Annotated in this window: 15 protein-coding genes and 1 pseudogene; 5 read left to right on the top strand and 11 right to left on the bottom strand. The window is 71.9% G+C overall.

All coding sequences use genetic code 11. The features are described 5' to 3' along the window. The first annotated feature begins 3 nt into the window (after positions 1-3). Both CJZ86_RS09665 and CJZ86_RS09660 read left to right on the top strand, forming a co-directional pair. The gene (locus CJZ86_RS09665; RefSeq protein ID WP_094585746.1) at positions 4-1,299 is read left to right on the top strand and encodes an NHLP bacteriocin system secretion protein; all 1,296 of its coding nucleotides are present in this window, start codon (positions 4-6) and stop codon (positions 1,297-1,299) included. Beyond that, complete coding sequence (locus CJZ86_RS09660) at positions 1,296-1,511, top strand: hypothetical protein (RefSeq protein WP_094585745.1); 216 nt, start codon at positions 1,296-1,298, stop codon at positions 1,509-1,511. Before CJZ86_RS09665 ends, CJZ86_RS09660 begins: the two co-directional genes overlap by 4 nt. Here CJZ86_RS09660 and CJZ86_RS09655 read toward each other — a convergent pair. Genes CJZ86_RS09655 through CJZ86_RS09640 form a run of 4 tightly spaced genes read right to left on the bottom strand, consistent with a single transcriptional unit; the run spans position 1,472 to position 4,706 of the window. Then, positions 1,472-3,172: a TolC family protein gene (locus CJZ86_RS09655; protein ID WP_094585744.1), complete on the bottom strand. Its 1,701-nt coding sequence runs from the start codon at positions 3,170-3,172 to the stop codon at positions 1,472-1,474. The two genes, CJZ86_RS09660 and CJZ86_RS09655, sit on opposite strands and share 40 nt — an antisense overlap. Then, a complete protein-coding gene (locus CJZ86_RS09650) occupies positions 3,169-3,435 on the bottom strand; it encodes a hypothetical protein (RefSeq protein ID WP_198960112.1) in 267 nt (88 codons plus the stop codon). Before CJZ86_RS09650 ends, CJZ86_RS09655 begins: the two co-directional genes overlap by 4 nt. Before the next feature lie 5 nt (positions 3,436-3,440). Continuing rightward, entirely contained in the window at positions 3,441-3,713 is a 273-nt protein-coding gene (locus tag CJZ86_RS09645) for a hypothetical protein (RefSeq protein WP_094585743.1), read from the bottom strand. A 42-nt stretch (positions 3,714-3,755) separates the two neighbouring features. Further along, positions 3,756-4,706: an RluA family pseudouridine synthase gene (locus tag CJZ86_RS09640; RefSeq protein WP_094585742.1), complete on the bottom strand. Its 951-nt coding sequence runs from the start codon at positions 4,704-4,706 to the stop codon at positions 3,756-3,758. Positions 4,707-4,912: 206 nt separating this feature from the next. Between CJZ86_RS09640 and CJZ86_RS09635 the strand changes: the two genes are divergently transcribed. Next, the gene (locus tag CJZ86_RS09635; protein WP_094585741.1) at positions 4,913-6,607 is read left to right on the top strand and encodes a hypothetical protein; all 1,695 of its coding nucleotides are present in this window, start codon (positions 4,913-4,915) and stop codon (positions 6,605-6,607) included. Here CJZ86_RS09635 and ylqF read toward each other — a convergent pair. After that, the gene (ylqF, locus tag CJZ86_RS09630) at positions 6,588-7,547 is read right to left on the bottom strand and encodes a ribosome biogenesis GTPase YlqF (protein ID WP_094585740.1); all 960 of its coding nucleotides are present in this window, start codon (positions 7,545-7,547) and stop codon (positions 6,588-6,590) included. The two genes, CJZ86_RS09635 and ylqF, sit on opposite strands and share 20 nt — an antisense overlap. Beyond that, positions 7,547-7,930 (bottom strand): universal stress protein, encoded by a 384-nt coding sequence (locus CJZ86_RS09625; RefSeq protein WP_094585739.1) that lies wholly within the window; start codon positions 7,928-7,930, stop codon positions 7,547-7,549. Before CJZ86_RS09625 ends, ylqF begins: the two co-directional genes overlap by 1 nt. A gap of 140 nt (positions 7,931-8,070) precedes the next feature. Between CJZ86_RS09625 and CJZ86_RS09620 the strand changes: the two genes are divergently transcribed. Beyond that, the gene (locus CJZ86_RS09620; protein ID WP_094585738.1) at positions 8,071-9,276 is read left to right on the top strand and encodes a phosphoglycerate kinase; all 1,206 of its coding nucleotides are present in this window, start codon (positions 8,071-8,073) and stop codon (positions 9,274-9,276) included. A gap of 32 nt (positions 9,277-9,308) precedes the next feature. Here the strand turns inward: CJZ86_RS09620 and CJZ86_RS09615 are convergent, their stop codons facing one another. The 4 genes from CJZ86_RS09615 to CJZ86_RS09600 form a co-directional block, all read right to left on the bottom strand. Further along, positions 9,309-9,731 carry a hypothetical protein gene (locus CJZ86_RS09615; protein ID WP_233133947.1) on the bottom strand — a complete coding sequence of 141 codons (423 nt, stop codon included), beginning with the start codon at positions 9,729-9,731 and terminating at the stop codon, positions 9,309-9,311. A gap of 83 nt (positions 9,732-9,814) precedes the next feature. Beyond that, a complete protein-coding gene (locus tag CJZ86_RS09610; RefSeq protein WP_094585736.1) occupies positions 9,815-11,206 on the bottom strand; it encodes a sensor histidine kinase in 1,392 nt (463 codons plus the stop codon). Next, positions 11,184-11,909, bottom strand: coding sequence for a response regulator (locus tag CJZ86_RS09605; protein WP_094585735.1), 726 nt, complete (start codon positions 11,907-11,909; stop codon positions 11,184-11,186). Before CJZ86_RS09605 ends, CJZ86_RS09610 begins: the two co-directional genes overlap by 23 nt. A 3-nt stretch (positions 11,910-11,912) precedes the next feature. Next, complete coding sequence (locus CJZ86_RS09600; protein WP_094585734.1) at positions 11,913-12,707, bottom strand: DUF8623 domain-containing protein; 795 nt, start codon at positions 12,705-12,707, stop codon at positions 11,913-11,915. Positions 12,708-12,784: 77 nt separating this feature from the next. Here CJZ86_RS09600 and CJZ86_RS09595 point away from each other — a divergent pair, with 77 nt between their 5' ends. Beyond that, positions 12,785-13,867, top strand: coding sequence for a UDP-N-acetylglucosamine--N-acetylmuramyl-(pentapeptide) pyrophosphoryl-undecaprenol N-acetylglucosamine transferase (locus CJZ86_RS09595; protein WP_094585733.1), 1,083 nt, complete (start codon positions 12,785-12,787; stop codon positions 13,865-13,867). Here the strand turns inward: CJZ86_RS09595 and CJZ86_RS09590 are convergent. Beyond that, positions 13,851-14,237, bottom strand: a pseudogene (locus tag CJZ86_RS09590) (threonine-phosphate decarboxylase); the annotation flags it as partial. The gene CJZ86_RS09595 and the pseudogene CJZ86_RS09590 overlap by 17 nt on opposite strands.

Here is a 14,237-nt window from a genome sequence, read left to right as displayed (position 1 = left end):
GCCATGGAAGCGTCGGAGGAAGCGGCGGAACGGCGGGTGCTGGTGGCCCTGGGCAGCGCCTGGGCCCTGACGGCCGGCTGGTTCCTGTTCTGGCCGGTGCCCACCGAGGTGGTCGGCCGGGGGGTCGTGATCGTGCCCGGCGGCGCCACGGTGATCGATTCCCGGGCCGAGGGCCAGATCCTCAGCTTGCCGGTGCGGGAGGGCCAGCGGGTGAGCCGGGGCCAGACCCTGATCCGCCTTTACCTGCCCACCCTGGAGCAGCAGCTGCGCCGCCAGGAGAAGGACCTGGCCGAACTGATCCGCATCAACGCCGATCTCGACCGCCGCGACCGGGCGCGGCTGGCCTCGGCCCGGCGCCTGCGGGACACCGCCCTGGCCAAGCTGGAGGGCAACCGCGAGCGCCTGGACGCCCTGCGTCGGGTCTACGACCAGAAGGTGGCCGATTTCCGCCATCTGGCCCGCCGCGAGGTGGTGGCCCCCCTGGCCGCGGAAGTGGTGGCCAGCGAGGACCGGGCCATCCAGCTCGACAACAGCGTCGCCGAGCTGGGCATCCGGCAGCGGGAGGCCATCGACGCCTGGGAGAAGGTCCGGCTCGCCATCGACACCGAAGCCCAGCGGCGGCGTTTCGCCATCGACGACGCCCGCCGCGCCGTCCGGGTCACCCAGACCCGCCTGGCCTACGACGGCACCCTCACCGCCACCCGGGACGGGCGGCTGCTCGATCTGCAGGTGGTGCGGGGCCAGACGGTGAAGCCCGGGCAGCGTCTCGGCACCCTGGGGAGCCCCCGGGCGGACCGCGGCAACGCCGATGGCGGCGGCCAGGCCCTGCAGGCGGTGGCCTACTTCGCCCCGGCCGATGCCCGCCGCCTGCGCCCCGGCCTGGCCATGGAGGTGGTGCCGGACTGGAACGAGCGGGGCCGCTTCGGCGGCATCCGCGGGCGTGTGCGCAACATCAACCTGCTGCCCGCCACCCGCGAGGACGTCAACACCACCATGGGCAACCCCCAGCTGGCGGAGGCCCTGGTGCGCAACGGGCCGGTGATGCGCACCGAGATCGCCCTGCTGCCCACAGCCGGCGGCTCCGGCCGCGACGGCTACCGCTGGACCCTCAGCCGCGGCAGCAGCGTCTTTCCGATCCGCGAGGGGCTGACCCTCAAGGCCCACGGCTACGTCGAATGGCGCCCGCCGGTCAGCTACCTGCTGCCGCTGCTGCGCGACCTCACCGGCAGCTACCGAACCCTGCGCCAGCAGGAGCGCCAGGACCAGCCGGCCCTGCGGCAGCGGGACGCCCTGCCATGACCCGCGAACTTCCCTGGCTAGTGCTGGAGGGGGCCCTGCTGGTGGTGCTCCTTCATGCCAATGCCCCGGAGGTGTGGTTCTGGTTCGCCGCCCTGCTGGTGCTGCTGCTGTGGCGCTCCTTCGCCTGGCGTCAGCGCCGCTGGCAGCGGCTGCAGGAACGCCAGGGCGACGCTCAGGAGCCGCCCAGCACCAGCGGCAGCGCCACCGGCTGATCGGGCCGGTCCGGCACCGGCAGCAGTTCGCGCAGCAGCTGGGCGTAGCTGACATTGGCCAGGGTGGTGGATTCGGCCACCCCCTCCATCGCCCCGGTCAGGGTCGCGACAGTGTCGGCCACATCGCTGTAGTCCGCCAGCCCCAGCTGGTAGCGGGCCCGCACGTCACGGAAGGCCTCGCGGGAGGCGCTGTAGGAGGCGCGGGCCGCCACGATCTGGCGCAGGGCGGCCCGATGGTCGTAGAAGGCGGCCTCGAGGCGCTGGCGGATGGCGTTGCGCTCCCGGGCCAGCTGCTGGTCGGTGCGGGCGGCGGCGCTGCGGCTGGCGGCCACGGCGCCGGCGGTGACGCCGCCGTCGAAGAAGCGCCAGTGCAACTGCAGGCCCGCCGCCCAGTCGGCGCGCTGGTTGAGCAGCTGGGGGATGAGGGCCGAGCTGCAGCAGCCCTCCAGCTGGATCACGGGCTGGGTGATCAGCCCCTGGCCGTAGCCACCGGTGGCCACCAGCCGCAGGCTGGGCAGCAGTTCGGCGGCGCGGCGGTCGGCCTGGCGCAGCAGGGCGTCGCGGGCGGCCTGCAGGGCCCGCAGCTGGGGGTTGTCCTGCCAGCCGCGCACGATCGTCTGCTCCAGATCGAGGGGCCAGGGGGGCTGCAGCCGCACCGCATCGCTGGCCCGCAGGCTGACGTCGAAGGGCACGTTGATCAGGTTGCTGAGCTGGCGCTGGCGACTCAGCTGCAGGGCCTCCGCCTGCTCGAAGCGATAGCGGCTCTGCTGCAGGGCGGCCTCGGCGCGGAGCCGGTCGAGCCGCGGCACCAGGCCCGCCTGCTGGAGCGCCTCCACCTGGTCGCGCACCACCGTGTCGCTCTCGACGACGGCCCGGCGGATCCGCAGCAGCTGGTCGGCCAGCTGCAGGCCGTAGTAGGCGATGCTCACATCCAGCTGCAGCTGGCGCAGCCGGTCGGCGTAGCGCTGGCGGGAGGCCTTGAGGCTGTCGTCGGCCTCGGCGATGGCGGCGGCGCGGTAGGGGCTGAGCAGCTCCCAGGCCAGCTCCACCCGGGCGGCGGCCGCCCCGACGTTGGACTGGACCACATTCCAGCCCTGGTTGCGGACCAGAAACGGGGAGCCCGCTGGATAGATGCCGGCGTTGTCGGTCCAGACCTGATTGTAGGAGCGCTGCTGGCTGAAGCCACCCGCCAGGTTCAGGCCCAGCTCCGGCCAGCGGCGCCCCCGGGCCGAACCGGCCAGGTCCTGCTGCTCGCGCACGCCGAGCACGGTGGCGGCCAGATCGGGATCGTTGCGCACGGCCACAGCCAGGGCCTCGGCCAGGCTGAGCCGCTGGCGCCGCTCGATCCGCACCGCCTCGGGCACCTGGGGCAGGGCCGTCGCCGCCGGCGCCGGCAGCGACGGATCGGGCAGGCCGGGGAGGGTGGCGTCCGGCCCCCCGGTGGCGTCGGCCTCGGGCGCGGCGGGCAGCAGGGTGCGGTCGAGCCGTTCGAGATCCTCCTGAAACCCCTGGAGGCTGCGCAGCAGCGCCGGGGAGGGGGGCGGCAGGCGCCGGGGCCGGGGGGCGGCGATCAGCTCCTGGCCCCAGGCCTGGGCCAGCGGTGCCGCCAGCGCCAGGCCCAGGACCGGGGCCAGGCAGCGTCGGACCTGACGCCGGATCACGACGGTCGGGCCCCGCCGGAGGCCCCCGGCGGGGCGACAGGGGGTGCCTCCGGCGGGGCGCCCGTGCTGCGGGCCTGCATCAGATCGTGGAGACCCAGGCTGGTGCGGGCCAGGCAGCCGATCGAGAAGCAGATCGCGGCACTGCCGAACAGCCCCAGCTGCGCCTCCCTGGTCTCCCCTTCGATGCGCGTCATCGCCAGCAGCACCACTCCGGCGGCCAGCCAGGGCAGGGTGACGACCAGGCCGAGCTGGGATCGGGTCATCGCCATCAGCGCAGGCCCAGCTCCCGGCGCAGCTGCAGCTCCAGCTGGCGCACGGCGCCGACCCGCGCCATGGCCCAGGAGAGCTTGCAGACGCAGCCGATCGAGAAGCAGATCGCGGCGTTGCCGAACAGCCCCCAGGCGTGGCTGTGCAGGTTGAAGTCCTCCGCCAGCAGGAGCCGCAGCGCCAGGATCACCAGCAGGCCGGCCACCACCCAGGGGCCATACACCCAGCCGACGAAGAACTGGTCGACGAACAGCCGTCGTGGCGGCGGGGCCATGACACCGGGATCCAGGGTTTCAAGTCTGCCGCAGCAACGCCCTCAGGACGACCGCCGCCGCAGGGCCAGCAGGAGCTTCTCAAACACCTCCGGCAGGGGCGCCTCGCACACCAGCCGCTCGCCGCTGATCGGGTGGTCGAGGGCCAGCCGCACCGCGTGCAGGGCCTGGCCGGGCAGCGCCACCGGCAGCTTGCGGCAGCGGCCATAGGTGGCATCTCCCACGATCGGGTGGCCCGTGTGGGCGCAGTGGACCCGGATCTGGTGGGTGCGGCCCGTGTCGAGCTTGAAGCGCAGCAGGGCGTAGTCGCCCAGGGTTTCGATCAGGCGCCAGTGGGTGCAGGCATGGCGGCCGGTGCTGTCGGTCACCACGGCGTACTTCTTGCGATCGGCTGGATGGCGGCCGATGGCGCCCACGATCGTGCCGCTGTCCGCCGCGGGCTGGCCGTGCACCACCGCCAGGTACTCACGCGAGGCGATGCGTTTCTGGATCTGCACCTGCAGCTTCACCAGGGCCTCCTGGCTCTTGGCGACGACGATGCAGCCGGTGGTGTCCTTGTCGAGGCGGTGCACGATGCCGGGGCGCATCTCGCCGCCGATGCCCGGCAGGTCGGGGCAGTGGTGCAGCAGGCCGTTCACCAGGGTGCCGTCCTTGTTGCCGGGGGCCGGATGGACCGTGAGCCCGGCGGGCTTGTTGATCACGATCAGATGCTCGTCCTCGAACAGCACCTCCAGCGCCATCGGCTGGGGGACCAGGTAGGGCAGGGGCTCCGGCGGCGGCATCCACAGCTCGACGGTGTCGTCGGTGCGCAGGGGCGTCTTGGCCCGGCCCGTGACGCCATTGACCCGCACATAGCCCGCATCGATGAACTTCTGGATGCGGGCCCGGCTCTGCTCGGGCCGCTGGGACACCAGCCAGCGATCCAGCCGCATCGGCAGCGGCTTCGGGTAATGGAGCGTCAGCAGCTCCCCTTCGCCTTCCCCGAAGCCAGCCATGAGAACCCCATTGGAATGCCTCTCCCCATGAAGAGCCGCAGGACGACGGTAGGGACAGCGGGGCCGGGACCTGATCGAAGGGTTCATGGCCACCTGTCCCAACACCGGTCCGGGGCTTGGATGGGGTGGCCCCAGCGGCCGGCGAACCCCGATCAGCGGTGAGCCGCGCGCCGTCTCGATGACCCACCACCCCTCAGGCCAGCGTCATGAAACCTCGCAGCCTCCCATCGTGGCGTCACGAAAGGCGGAGCCGATCGGCTGGCCGCAGGCCCGAGGTTCTGTTCTGGACAGCCATCGGCGTCCTGACCCTGATCAGCCTGACTGTCAGCAGCAACGACAGCAGTTTTCATGACTTCCTCGGGGGGCGGTTTCCAGTCGCGGACGGCTTTGACTGGCTGAAGGCGTCCCTGGACGCAGCCAGTGGCTACCTGACGGACTACGGGGTCCGAAGACCCTGGAATCTGCCGTTCAATGTTTCCTCTCTCTGGCTCGGGCAGCGGATCGGACCGGATCCCCTGGTGAGCGCCCTGACGGTCAAACGACTGCTGGCCTGGGCGAGCATCGCCACCCTGCTGACGGCACTCCGGCCACGCCTGAGCCTGGTCTCCACAGCAGGGCTCGGCGTCCTCCTGTTCAGCACCCTGCCCAGGTGGGGGGAATCGCCACTCCATGAGCTCATCGGTCAGGGCCTTGGCCACACCCACGGCTCCGAGCTGAATGCCTTCATCTTCGTGAATGTGGCCCTCGCGTGGTTGGTGCTGGGGGTCGATGCTCTGGACGCCGGCCGCTTCCGCAGTAGTGCCCTTCAAAACACGGCCGGCTTTGCTTTCCTGTGTCTGGCGCTTCAGGAACGCCCGGGGACTCTGGGTCTGCTCCCGGCCCTGACGGTCCTGGTGGCCGCTGCCGCCGCTAGCGGAGGCTTCCAGGGGAAGCGGTCCCCATGGCGATGGCGCCGTGCCGTCTCCATCGTGATCCTCGCGGTTCTGGGCTGGATGCTGATTTCGGGAGGGCAGCTGGCCCTTGAGCGCTCCCTGGCCAAATCCGCCTGCGGATCGATCGGCGCCAATTCGGGCGGTTCGTTGATGGGAATGTCCACCGGTCAGACCTGGCGCGAAGGCATGCAGGAGACCAAGGAGATCGGATTGACGGGATGCGGGAAAGCCCTCTCGAGAAAGCAGACGGACATCGCCATTGAGCGCATCCGAACCAACCCACTTCCGTTTCTGAATCTTCTCGGACGCAACACGATCAAGCTCCTGCAAGTACCGTCCCTGGAACTGGGACTCGTGGCCCTTGGGGGCTTGGTGTGCCTGGCAGCCCGACGCGTCTGGCGGCACAGACGGGACGGGACAGAGGATCCCCCCGGAAACCATCTGATCACAGGCCTGGCCGCCTGCGGCAGCCTCAGCGTCATCGCCTTTCAGATCATCTTCTTCGGCGAGGCAGGCTTGAGGCCATCTGTTCCCTACAGTGCTTTTCCATTTCTGCTACTGATGCTCGCAGCAGAGCAGGGGTACAGAGTCATCTTCCACTCCCCTTCTGCGACCATCATTCCATCTGGACATCGCAACCATCTCACCCCGTTGATGAGCATGCTCCTGGTGTCCTACATTGGCATCGGAGTGTTGCTGATCCAGCGGCAGGCCCTCCGCAGTGCCGGCTATCACTACGTGACTGGATCCATCCATGTCTCCCAGGAGTGGCTGGAAACGTGGATGGCTTATCGGGCTATTTCACCCTCCATGGGAACCATGTATGACGTGAAGATCTCCCCGAAGATTGCCTCGATGGCGGCCTTTTCCCGTCGAGAAGACACGCCCCTATGCCTGACCTATCGCCGCAGAGGTCTTCCTTGGGGAATGCCCTACGGGAAGCTCCAGATCAGCCCTGGGGGCTGCTGACCGTGTCCACCGCGTGTGCCGCGGGCAGCTCCAGGGAGATCGGCCCCAGCAGGGAGCGGCGGAAATCATCGAGCAGGCGCTGGGCCATGCGGGCGGTGTCACCGCTGGTGTGGCGGGCCGCGGCCGCGGCGAACCAGGCTTCCGCATCCGGAACCGGCCGCTCGGGGTCCGATCCGGGCAACGGCGGCACCATCACCCCGTAGCGGCGCTCCAGCAGTCCGGGCGCCACCCCGGCCGCCGCCACCGGCTCCAGCTGGGCCAGCAGGCGCAGGAAGGCCTGGGCCACCGCCTCGCCGTCGTAGGAGGCCTGGCCGATGTCATCGCAGAGGGCCAGCCGCAGCCCGGCCAGCTGGTCATCGAGGCGGGGGGGCAGCACGCCGGGGGCATCGAGCAGGTCGAGGTCCTGCCCCAGCCGCACCCAACGCAGGCTGCGGGTGACCCCGGCACGACGGGCGCTCTCCACCACCTTCTGGCGCACCAGCCGGTTGATCAGCGCCGACTTGCCCACGTTGGGGAAGCCGAGCATCAGGGCCCGCACGGGGCGCGGTTTCATGCCCCGACCGGCCCGGCGGGCGTTGAGCGCCTCGCCGGCCCGGATCGCCGCCTGCTGCAGTTGCTTGACGCCGGTGCCGACCTTGGCGTCGCACCACCAGGGCACCTCCCCCCGCTGGCGGAACCAGCCATCCCAGGCCAGGCGCGCCGCCGGGCTGACCATGTCGCGGCGGTTGATCACCAGCAGATGCTGCTTGCCCCGGATCCAGCGCTGCAGCCGCGGGTGCCCGGTGGCCAGGGGGATACGGGCATCGCGCACCTCGATCACCAGGTCCACCTTCTCCAGGTTGGCGCTGAGGGCCTTCTCCGCCTTGGCGATGTGGCCCGGGTACCACTGGATCGGTGGGGCGGCGGTGCTCAGTCGGACCGTGTCGCCGACGTCCGCCATCAGGGCACCACCAGAACCGGACAGGGCGCCAGCTGCAGCACCCGGGCGGCGGTGCTCTGGTGGTCGCCGTCGAGGGTGATGCCGCGGGTGCCCATGACGATCACGTCGGCGTTGATCTCATCGGCGACATCGCCGATGACGAAGGCCGGCTTTCCCTCCCGCTCCAGCACCTCGCAGGCCACACCGGCCTGGGTGAAGCTGGCGCGGGCCTGCTCCAGCAGGCGGGCCACATCGGCCGGATCGTGCATCACCCCTTCTTCGGCCTCCACCACCGAGAGCAGCACCACCCGGCTGCCGTGGCGCTGGGCGAGCTGCAGGGCGACGGCCGCCGTTTCCATCGTCTGGCGGCTCTGGTCGATGGGGAACAGGACGGTGTCGAACATGGCGGAAGGCCCGGCCCTCTTGTCCTAGCGCTGACCGTTGCGGCCGCCAGGGAGCGGGGGTGGGAAGAACCGAATCGCGGCGGCGGCGGGGCGGGAGGCGCCGGAGGCTAATCTCCCCCCGCCTTTCCTTATCCGTAATCATGGCGAAGCGATCCCTCTCCAGCCTCAGTGCCGACGATCTCCGCGGCAAGCGGGTGCTGGTTCGGGTCGACTTCAACGTGCCCCTCGATGAGGCCGGGGCGATCACGGACGACACCCGCATCCGGGCCGCCCTGCCCACCGTGCGCCACCTGATCGACCACGGCGCCCGGGTGCTGCTGGCCGCCCACTTCGGCCGGCCCAAGGGCCAGGTGAACGAGGCCATGCGTCTCACCCCGGTGGCGACCCGCCTCAGCGAGCTGCTGGGCAAGCCCGTGACCAAGACCGACAGCTGCATCGGCCCCGACGCCGAGGCCAAGGTGGCCGCCATGGCCGATGGCGACGTGGTGCTGCTGGAAAACGTGCGCTTCTTCGCCGAGGAGGAGAAGAACGACGCCGCCTTCGCCGAAAAGCTGGCCGCCCTGGCCGACGTCTATGTGAATGACGCCTTCGGGGCCGCCCACCGGGCCCACGCCTCCACCGAGGGCGTGACGAAGTATCTGAGCCCCAGCGTGGCCGGCTTCCTGATGGAGAAGGAGCTCCAGTACCTGCAGGGGGCCATCGATGAGCCCAAGCGTCCCCTGGCCGCGATCGTGGGCGGCTCCAAGGTCAGCAGCAAGATCGGCGTGCTCGAGTCGCTGATCGACAAGTGCGACAAGGTGCTGATCGGCGGCGGCATGATCTTCACCTTCTACAAGGCCCGCGGCCTGGCGGTGGGCAAGTCCCTGGTGGAGGAGGACAAGCTGGAACTGGCCAAGGAACTCGAAGCCAAGGCGGCCGCCAAGGGCGTCCAGCTGCTGCTGCCCACCGATGTGGTGCTGGCCGACAACTTCGCCCCCGACGCCAACAGCCAGACCGTGGCGATTGACGCCATCCCCGATGGCTGGATGGGCCTCGACATCGGCCCCGATTCGGTGAAGACCTTCCAGGACGCCCTGGCCGACTGCCAGACCGTGATCTGGAACGGGCCCATGGGCGTGTTCGAGTTCGACGCCTTCGCCGCCGGCACCAACGCCATCGCCCACACCCTGGCCGATCTGAGCGCCAAGGGCTGCTGCACGATCATCGGCGGCGGTGACTCCGTGGCGGCGGTGGAGAAGGTGGGCGTGGCCGAGAAGATGAGCCACATCTCCACCGGGGGCGGCGCCAGTCTGGAGCTGCTGGAGGGCAAGGTGCTGCCCGGCGTGGCCGCCCTCGACGAGGCCTGAGGCCCCGTCTTCAGGGCCGGCTCTGGCCGGCCTCAGAGGCTGCTGGAGCCGGGGCCACGGCCCTCTCCCCAGCCCCCTTTGCGGTCCCCCTTGCCCCACTGGGGCAGGGGGATGCCGTTGCGCTCGAACAGGGCCTTCATGGCCGCCCGGTGCTGCTCCCGCTGGCCCTGGCTGGCGCTGCGCTGTTCCTTCATGCAGGTGCGCAGGGCCTCGCTGCTGCCGGCGGCCGACAGGCAGCGCTCACCGCGCTGAAGGATGGCGATGCGGGCCTGCTGATCGCTGAGCGCCAGCCGCTTCTGTTCGGGGAAGATCTTCTGCATCTGGGCCGGCGTGGGGCGGCCGGCCGGGGTGGGCCCGCTCTGGGCCATGGCGGCACCGGTGGACCCCAGGACCATCGCCAGCACGGCGGCGCGTAGGGGTTGGAGCAGGGGGAAGGGCATGGGAGGACTTTTCATGAACGTCTCCATCGTGACCGGCAGGTGTGACGGCGATCAGACTGGCCACCGGCGAGATGTGACCGGATGCAACTGAAGCCCCCTCACCCCCCGGCCAGGGGCCAGGCCCGCAGCGCCACGGCGAAGCGCCCCGGCAGCGCCTCGGCGGTCGCGGTGGCCTCCAGCCGGCGCAGGTCGCCGCCATGGTCGCGGGCCACCTTGGCGGCGATGGCCAGGCCGAGGCCGCAGTGCCCCTCGCCGCCGCGGGCCCGGTCGAGCCGCTGGAAAGGGGTCATGGCCTTGCTCCACTGCTGCGGGTCGATGCCCTCGCCGCAGTCCCAGACCTGGATCTCGAAACCGCTCTCCACCGCCGCAGCCTCCTCGTGGGGCCGACCCTCCCCCGGCCCCAGGGGCCGCAGCACCACCCGCAGGGGCGGCCGGCCGTAGGTGAGGGCGTTGTCGAGCAGGTTGCCCACCGCCCGTGCCACGGCGGTCGGGCGTACCCGCCGCACCAGCGGTTCCAGATCCAGCTCCAGGGGCACGTCTCCGACCGCCGCCGCCGCCTCGGCCACCAGGGCATCGAGGGGCACGAGCACCGGTGTCTCGTCAGCTTCGGCGCCGGCGAAGATCATGAACTGGCGGGTGATCCGCTCGATCGAGCGGATGTCGGCCTGGGCCCGCTCCAGCTCCTGCGGCGCCATCGGCCCCTCGGCGGCGAGAGCAAGGCGCAGGCGCAGCCGGGTGAGGGGGCTGCGCAGGTCGTGGGCGATGCCGGCCAGCATCGTGGTGCGCTCCCGGCCGGCGTCCTCCAGCCGCAGCAGCATGGCGTTGAAGCGGGCCATCAGCTGGCGCACCGCCGGGGCCCCCTGGTCCGGCAGGGCCCTGGGCAGGGCCTCGAGGCCCACGTCGGCCAGGGCCTCCTGCAGGCGGGTCAGGGGCCGCTGGATCTCCAGGGTGAGATAGAGCAGCACCGCCCCGAGGGCCCCCAGGCCGACGGACAGGGTCAGCAGCAGGGGATCGGGCGGCCAGCCTCGGGGGGAGGGCAGGGAGACGAACAGCCACACCGGCTCCAGGGGGGAGGCCATCTCCACCCATACCCCCCGCCGCGGCGAGGAGGCCGGCCGCACCGCCGGACAGCGCGCCAGGCGGTGGCAGAGCTCCGACTGCAGCCGCAGGGTCTGCCAGCGCAGCCGCCGGTCCCCCCTGAGGCGAGGCCTGGCCCCCGGCTCCGGCTGCTGGCCCACCACCAGCTGCATGCCGCTGATCTGGCCCAGCACCTCGGGGCTGAAGCGCTCCAGGGCCACCTCCCCCAGCACCACGTTCGCCGCCACCTCCGAACCGGTCTGGACCAGCTGCTGCTGGGCCAGCCGGCGACCCAGCAGCAGCTGCAGCAGCAGCAGGCAGAAGGCGGCGGCACCGGTGCCCGCCAGCAGATACCCCAGGGTGCGACCCAGCGGCGGCCGCCAGGCCCGCTCAGGACTGACGGGGCTTGCCATCGGGGACGAAAACGTAGCCGTAGCCCCAGACCGTCTGCACGTAGCGCGGCCGGGCCGGCTCCGGTTCGATCAGCCGCCGCAGCCGTGACACCTGCACGTCCATGCTGCGGCTGTCGGTGTCGCTGCCCGGGCCCCGGGCCAGCTCGATCAGCCGCTCCCGCGACAGGGGCCGGTGGGGGTGCTGAACGAAGGCCGCCAGCAGGGCGAATTCACCGCCGGTGATCGTCAGCGCCTCCCCGTCGCGCTCCAGGGTGCGGGCCGCCAGGTCCACCTCCAGGTCGCTGAAGGCGATCCGGGCCCCGTCGGGCTGGGGCAATCCACCGGGCAGGGTGCCGCGGCGACGCAGCACGGCCTCGATGCGGGCGGTCAGCTCCCGGGGCAGGAAGGGCTTGGCCAGGTAGTCGTCGGCCCCCTGCTCCAGGCCGATGATGCGATCCACCGCATCGGCCCGGGCGGTGAGCATCAGCACCGGCAGGTCATCGGCCCCGTCCCGCAGACGCCGCAGCAGGGTGAGGCCGTCGTCGCCGGGGAGCATCAGGTCGAGCACCAGCAGATCGGGGCGCTGGCCCTCGAGCCGGGCCATCAGCTGGGCGCCATCCCCCATGCAACGGACCTCGTAGCCCTGCTCGCCCAGATAGGTGGCCAGCAGCTGGCGCAGCTCCGGATCGTCATCCACCACCCAGATCCGATGCGGTCGGCCCATGGCTCAGGGCTCGAGCGATTTGCGGTCGGCGACGACCCGCACCCGCTTGGTGGCACTGACGATGCCGTCGGGATGGACCAGCAGCACCGCCCAGGTCTGGGAACCGGGGGACAGGGGGGCCTGGACGATCTTGAACAGGCCACCACCGCCGAGGGCGCCCAGCTCCATGCTGGGGCTGGCCATCGACGCCTGCTGCTGGGGGGTGATGGCCGCGATGCCGCCCGCGGCGAGGGCACCGTCGAGGGGTTCGTCGAAGATCACGTCGACGTCGTAGCGCTGGCCGGTCAGCACCGCATCGGGGATCAGCAGGCTCACCGGCACGGGCTTGTCACCGCTGCGCAGCAGGGACTTCTCCCGCAGCACCGTCTGGCCGTTGATACGGGTGCCGTCACTCTGCAGGGCAAGCAGCTGCTCCGCCTCCAGCCGGTAGGTGGTGCCGCCCTGGCGCCGGGTGCCCTCCACCCGCAGGGTGACCGTGGGCTGGCCGTCCCGCAGCTGGCTGCCGGAGCTCAGCTGCCAGCGGGCATCGGGGAACTGCTGGCGCAGCAGGCGGCGACGGTTCTCCAGCTGGGCCGGATCCAGACCGGGACCGGCCTGCAGCAGGCCGGCCAGGGCCGTGTCGGAGCTGCTGTTGAGGGCGCTCTCCAGGGCCTGCAGCTGGGCCGCCGAAGGCGGTGCCGCCAGGGCGGGGGCCACGCCAACGCTGGCCACCACCGCCAGGCCGGCCAGACAGGCACCGAGCAGCTGCGGCGTCCGGACCGGGGGCAGGGGGGCGTACAGCGGGCAGGGCGGAGCCATGGAGGGGGAGGGATCCGGGGCGGCGGTGGGCGGACCGGAGTCGGCTTTTAAGTTAGGCGCGCTCGTCCCACCCGCCCATGCCGACCCTGCTGATCGCCGCCAGCGGTACGGGTGGCCACCTGTTCCCGGCCCTGGCGGTGGCCGAGGCCCTGCCGGACGACTGGCAGGTGCACTGGCTGGGGGTGCCGGACCGGCTGGAGACCGAGCTGGTGCCCAGCCGCTACCCCCTGCACACGGTTCGGGCCGGCGGGCTGCAGGGGAAAGGACTGCGCAAGCTCTGGAACCTGCTCCAGCTGCTGCTGGCCGTGATGCCGGTGCGGCGCCTGATCCGGCGCGAGGGGGTGAGCGCGGTGTTCAGCAGCGGCGGGTACATCGCCGCGCCGGCGATTCTCGCCGCCCGCTGGTGCGGGGTGCCGGTGGTGCTGCATGAGAGCAATGCCGTCCCGGGCCGGGTGACCCGGCTGCTGGGGCCCCTGTGCACGCGCGTGGCGGTGGGCCTGCCCCAGGCGGTCGAACGGCTGCCCCGCTGCCGTCCCCTGGTGTGCGGCACGCCGGTGCGGCGGTCGTTCCTCACCCCCGCGGACCTGCCGGCGTGGGTGCCCCGGGGCGCCGGCCCCCTGCTGCTGGTGATGGGCGGCAGCCAGGGCGCCCTGCGCCTCAACCGCATGGTGCGGCCCCTGCTGCCCCTGCTGGCGGCCAGCGGCTGCCGCGTCGTCCACCTCACCGGCAGCCAGGATCCGGACGCCGGCCAGCTGCGCCTCGACGGGGTGGTCGAGCGGGCCTTCAGCGATGAGCTGCCGGGCCTGCTGCAGCACTGTGACCTGGCCATCAGCCGCGCCGGCGCCGGCAGCCTCAGCGAACTGGCGGTCTGCGGCACCCCGGCGATCCTGGTGCCCTTCCCCCAGGCCGCCGACCACCATCAGGACGCCAACGCCGCCGCCGCCGCCGCCGTGGGTGCCGCGGTGATCGTCTGGCAGCACGACCCCGGGGAGCCCGCCCTGGAGCGGGCCGTCTGGCGGCTGCTGGGGCCCCGCCTGCGGGGCAGCGCCGCCGCCGCCGACCCCCTGGTGGCCATGGGCGACGGCATGGGAACCCTGGCGGTGCGGGACGCCGACCGCCGGCTGGTGCAGGTGCTGGAGCAGCTCATCGGCCGCGGCTGATCTGCTCCAGGGCCGCCAGCAGACGCCGGTTGCCGGCCCTGTCCTGGACGGCGATCCGCAGCCAGTCTTCCCCCAGACCCTCGAAGGAGCGGCAGTCGCGCACCAGGATCCGGTGGCGGCGCTCCAGCTCCAGCCGCAGCGGCTGGAGCGAGGCGGCCGGCGGGCGGCTGCGCACCAGCAGGTAGTTGGCGGCCGAAGGCAGGGGCTCCAGGCCCGGCACCGCCGCCAGGCGGGCCGCCAGCCAGGCCCCCTCCCCGGCTACCCAGCGCTGCACCCGCCCCTGCCAGCGCCGCAGGCCGGCCTGATCGGCCAGCAGGAACCGGCCCGCCGCCGCCAGCCCGTTGACGGGCCAGGGATCGCGCCAGGCGGC

This window comes from Synechococcus sp. BO 8801, assembly GCF_002252675.1.
Classification (GTDB): Bacteria; Cyanobacteriota; Cyanobacteriia; order PCC-6307; family Cyanobiaceae; genus Cyanobium.
The sequence above is the reverse complement of the archived record's forward strand: the minus strand, read 5'-3'. Positions and strand labels throughout refer to the sequence as shown.

Bases quoted from the DNA above. Each gene is read 5' to 3' on its own strand.
- CJZ86_RS09665 (WP_094585746.1), top strand. From the start codon at position 4: ATGGAAGCGTCGGAGGAAGCGGCGGAACGGCGGGTGCTGGTGGCCCTG.
- CJZ86_RS09660 (WP_094585745.1), top strand. From the start codon at position 1,296: ATGACCCGCGAACTTCCCTGGCTAGTGCTGGAGGGGGCCCTGCTGGTG.
- CJZ86_RS09650 (WP_198960112.1), bottom strand. From the start codon at position 3,435: ATGACCCGATCCCAGCTCGGCCTGGTCGTCACCCTGCCCTGGCTGGCC.
- CJZ86_RS09645 (WP_094585743.1), bottom strand. From the start codon at position 3,713: ATGGCCCCGCCGCCACGACGGCTGTTCGTCGACCAGTTCTTCGTCGGC.
- CJZ86_RS09640 (WP_094585742.1), bottom strand. From the start codon at position 4,706: ATGGCTGGCTTCGGGGAAGGCGAAGGGGAGCTGCTGACGCTCCATTAC.
- CJZ86_RS09635 (WP_094585741.1), top strand. From the start codon at position 4,913: ATGAAACCTCGCAGCCTCCCATCGTGGCGTCACGAAAGGCGGAGCCGA.
- ylqF (WP_094585740.1), bottom strand. From the start codon at position 7,547: ATGGCGGACGTCGGCGACACGGTCCGACTGAGCACCGCCGCCCCACCG.
- CJZ86_RS09625 (WP_094585739.1), bottom strand. From the start codon at position 7,930: ATGTTCGACACCGTCCTGTTCCCCATCGACCAGAGCCGCCAGACGATG.
- CJZ86_RS09620 (WP_094585738.1), top strand. From the start codon at position 8,071: ATGGCGAAGCGATCCCTCTCCAGCCTCAGTGCCGACGATCTCCGCGGC.
- CJZ86_RS09615 (WP_233133947.1), bottom strand. From the start codon at position 9,731: ATGAAAAGTCCTCCCATGCCCTTCCCCCTGCTCCAACCCCTACGCGCC.
- CJZ86_RS09610 (WP_094585736.1), bottom strand. From the start codon at position 11,206: ATGGCAAGCCCCGTCAGTCCTGAGCGGGCCTGGCGGCCGCCGCTGGGT.
- CJZ86_RS09605 (WP_094585735.1), bottom strand. From the start codon at position 11,909: ATGGGCCGACCGCATCGGATCTGGGTGGTGGATGACGATCCGGAGCTG.
- CJZ86_RS09600 (WP_094585734.1), bottom strand. From the start codon at position 12,707: ATGGCTCCGCCCTGCCCGCTGTACGCCCCCCTGCCCCCGGTCCGGACG.
- CJZ86_RS09595 (WP_094585733.1), top strand. From the start codon at position 12,785: ATGCCGACCCTGCTGATCGCCGCCAGCGGTACGGGTGGCCACCTGTTC.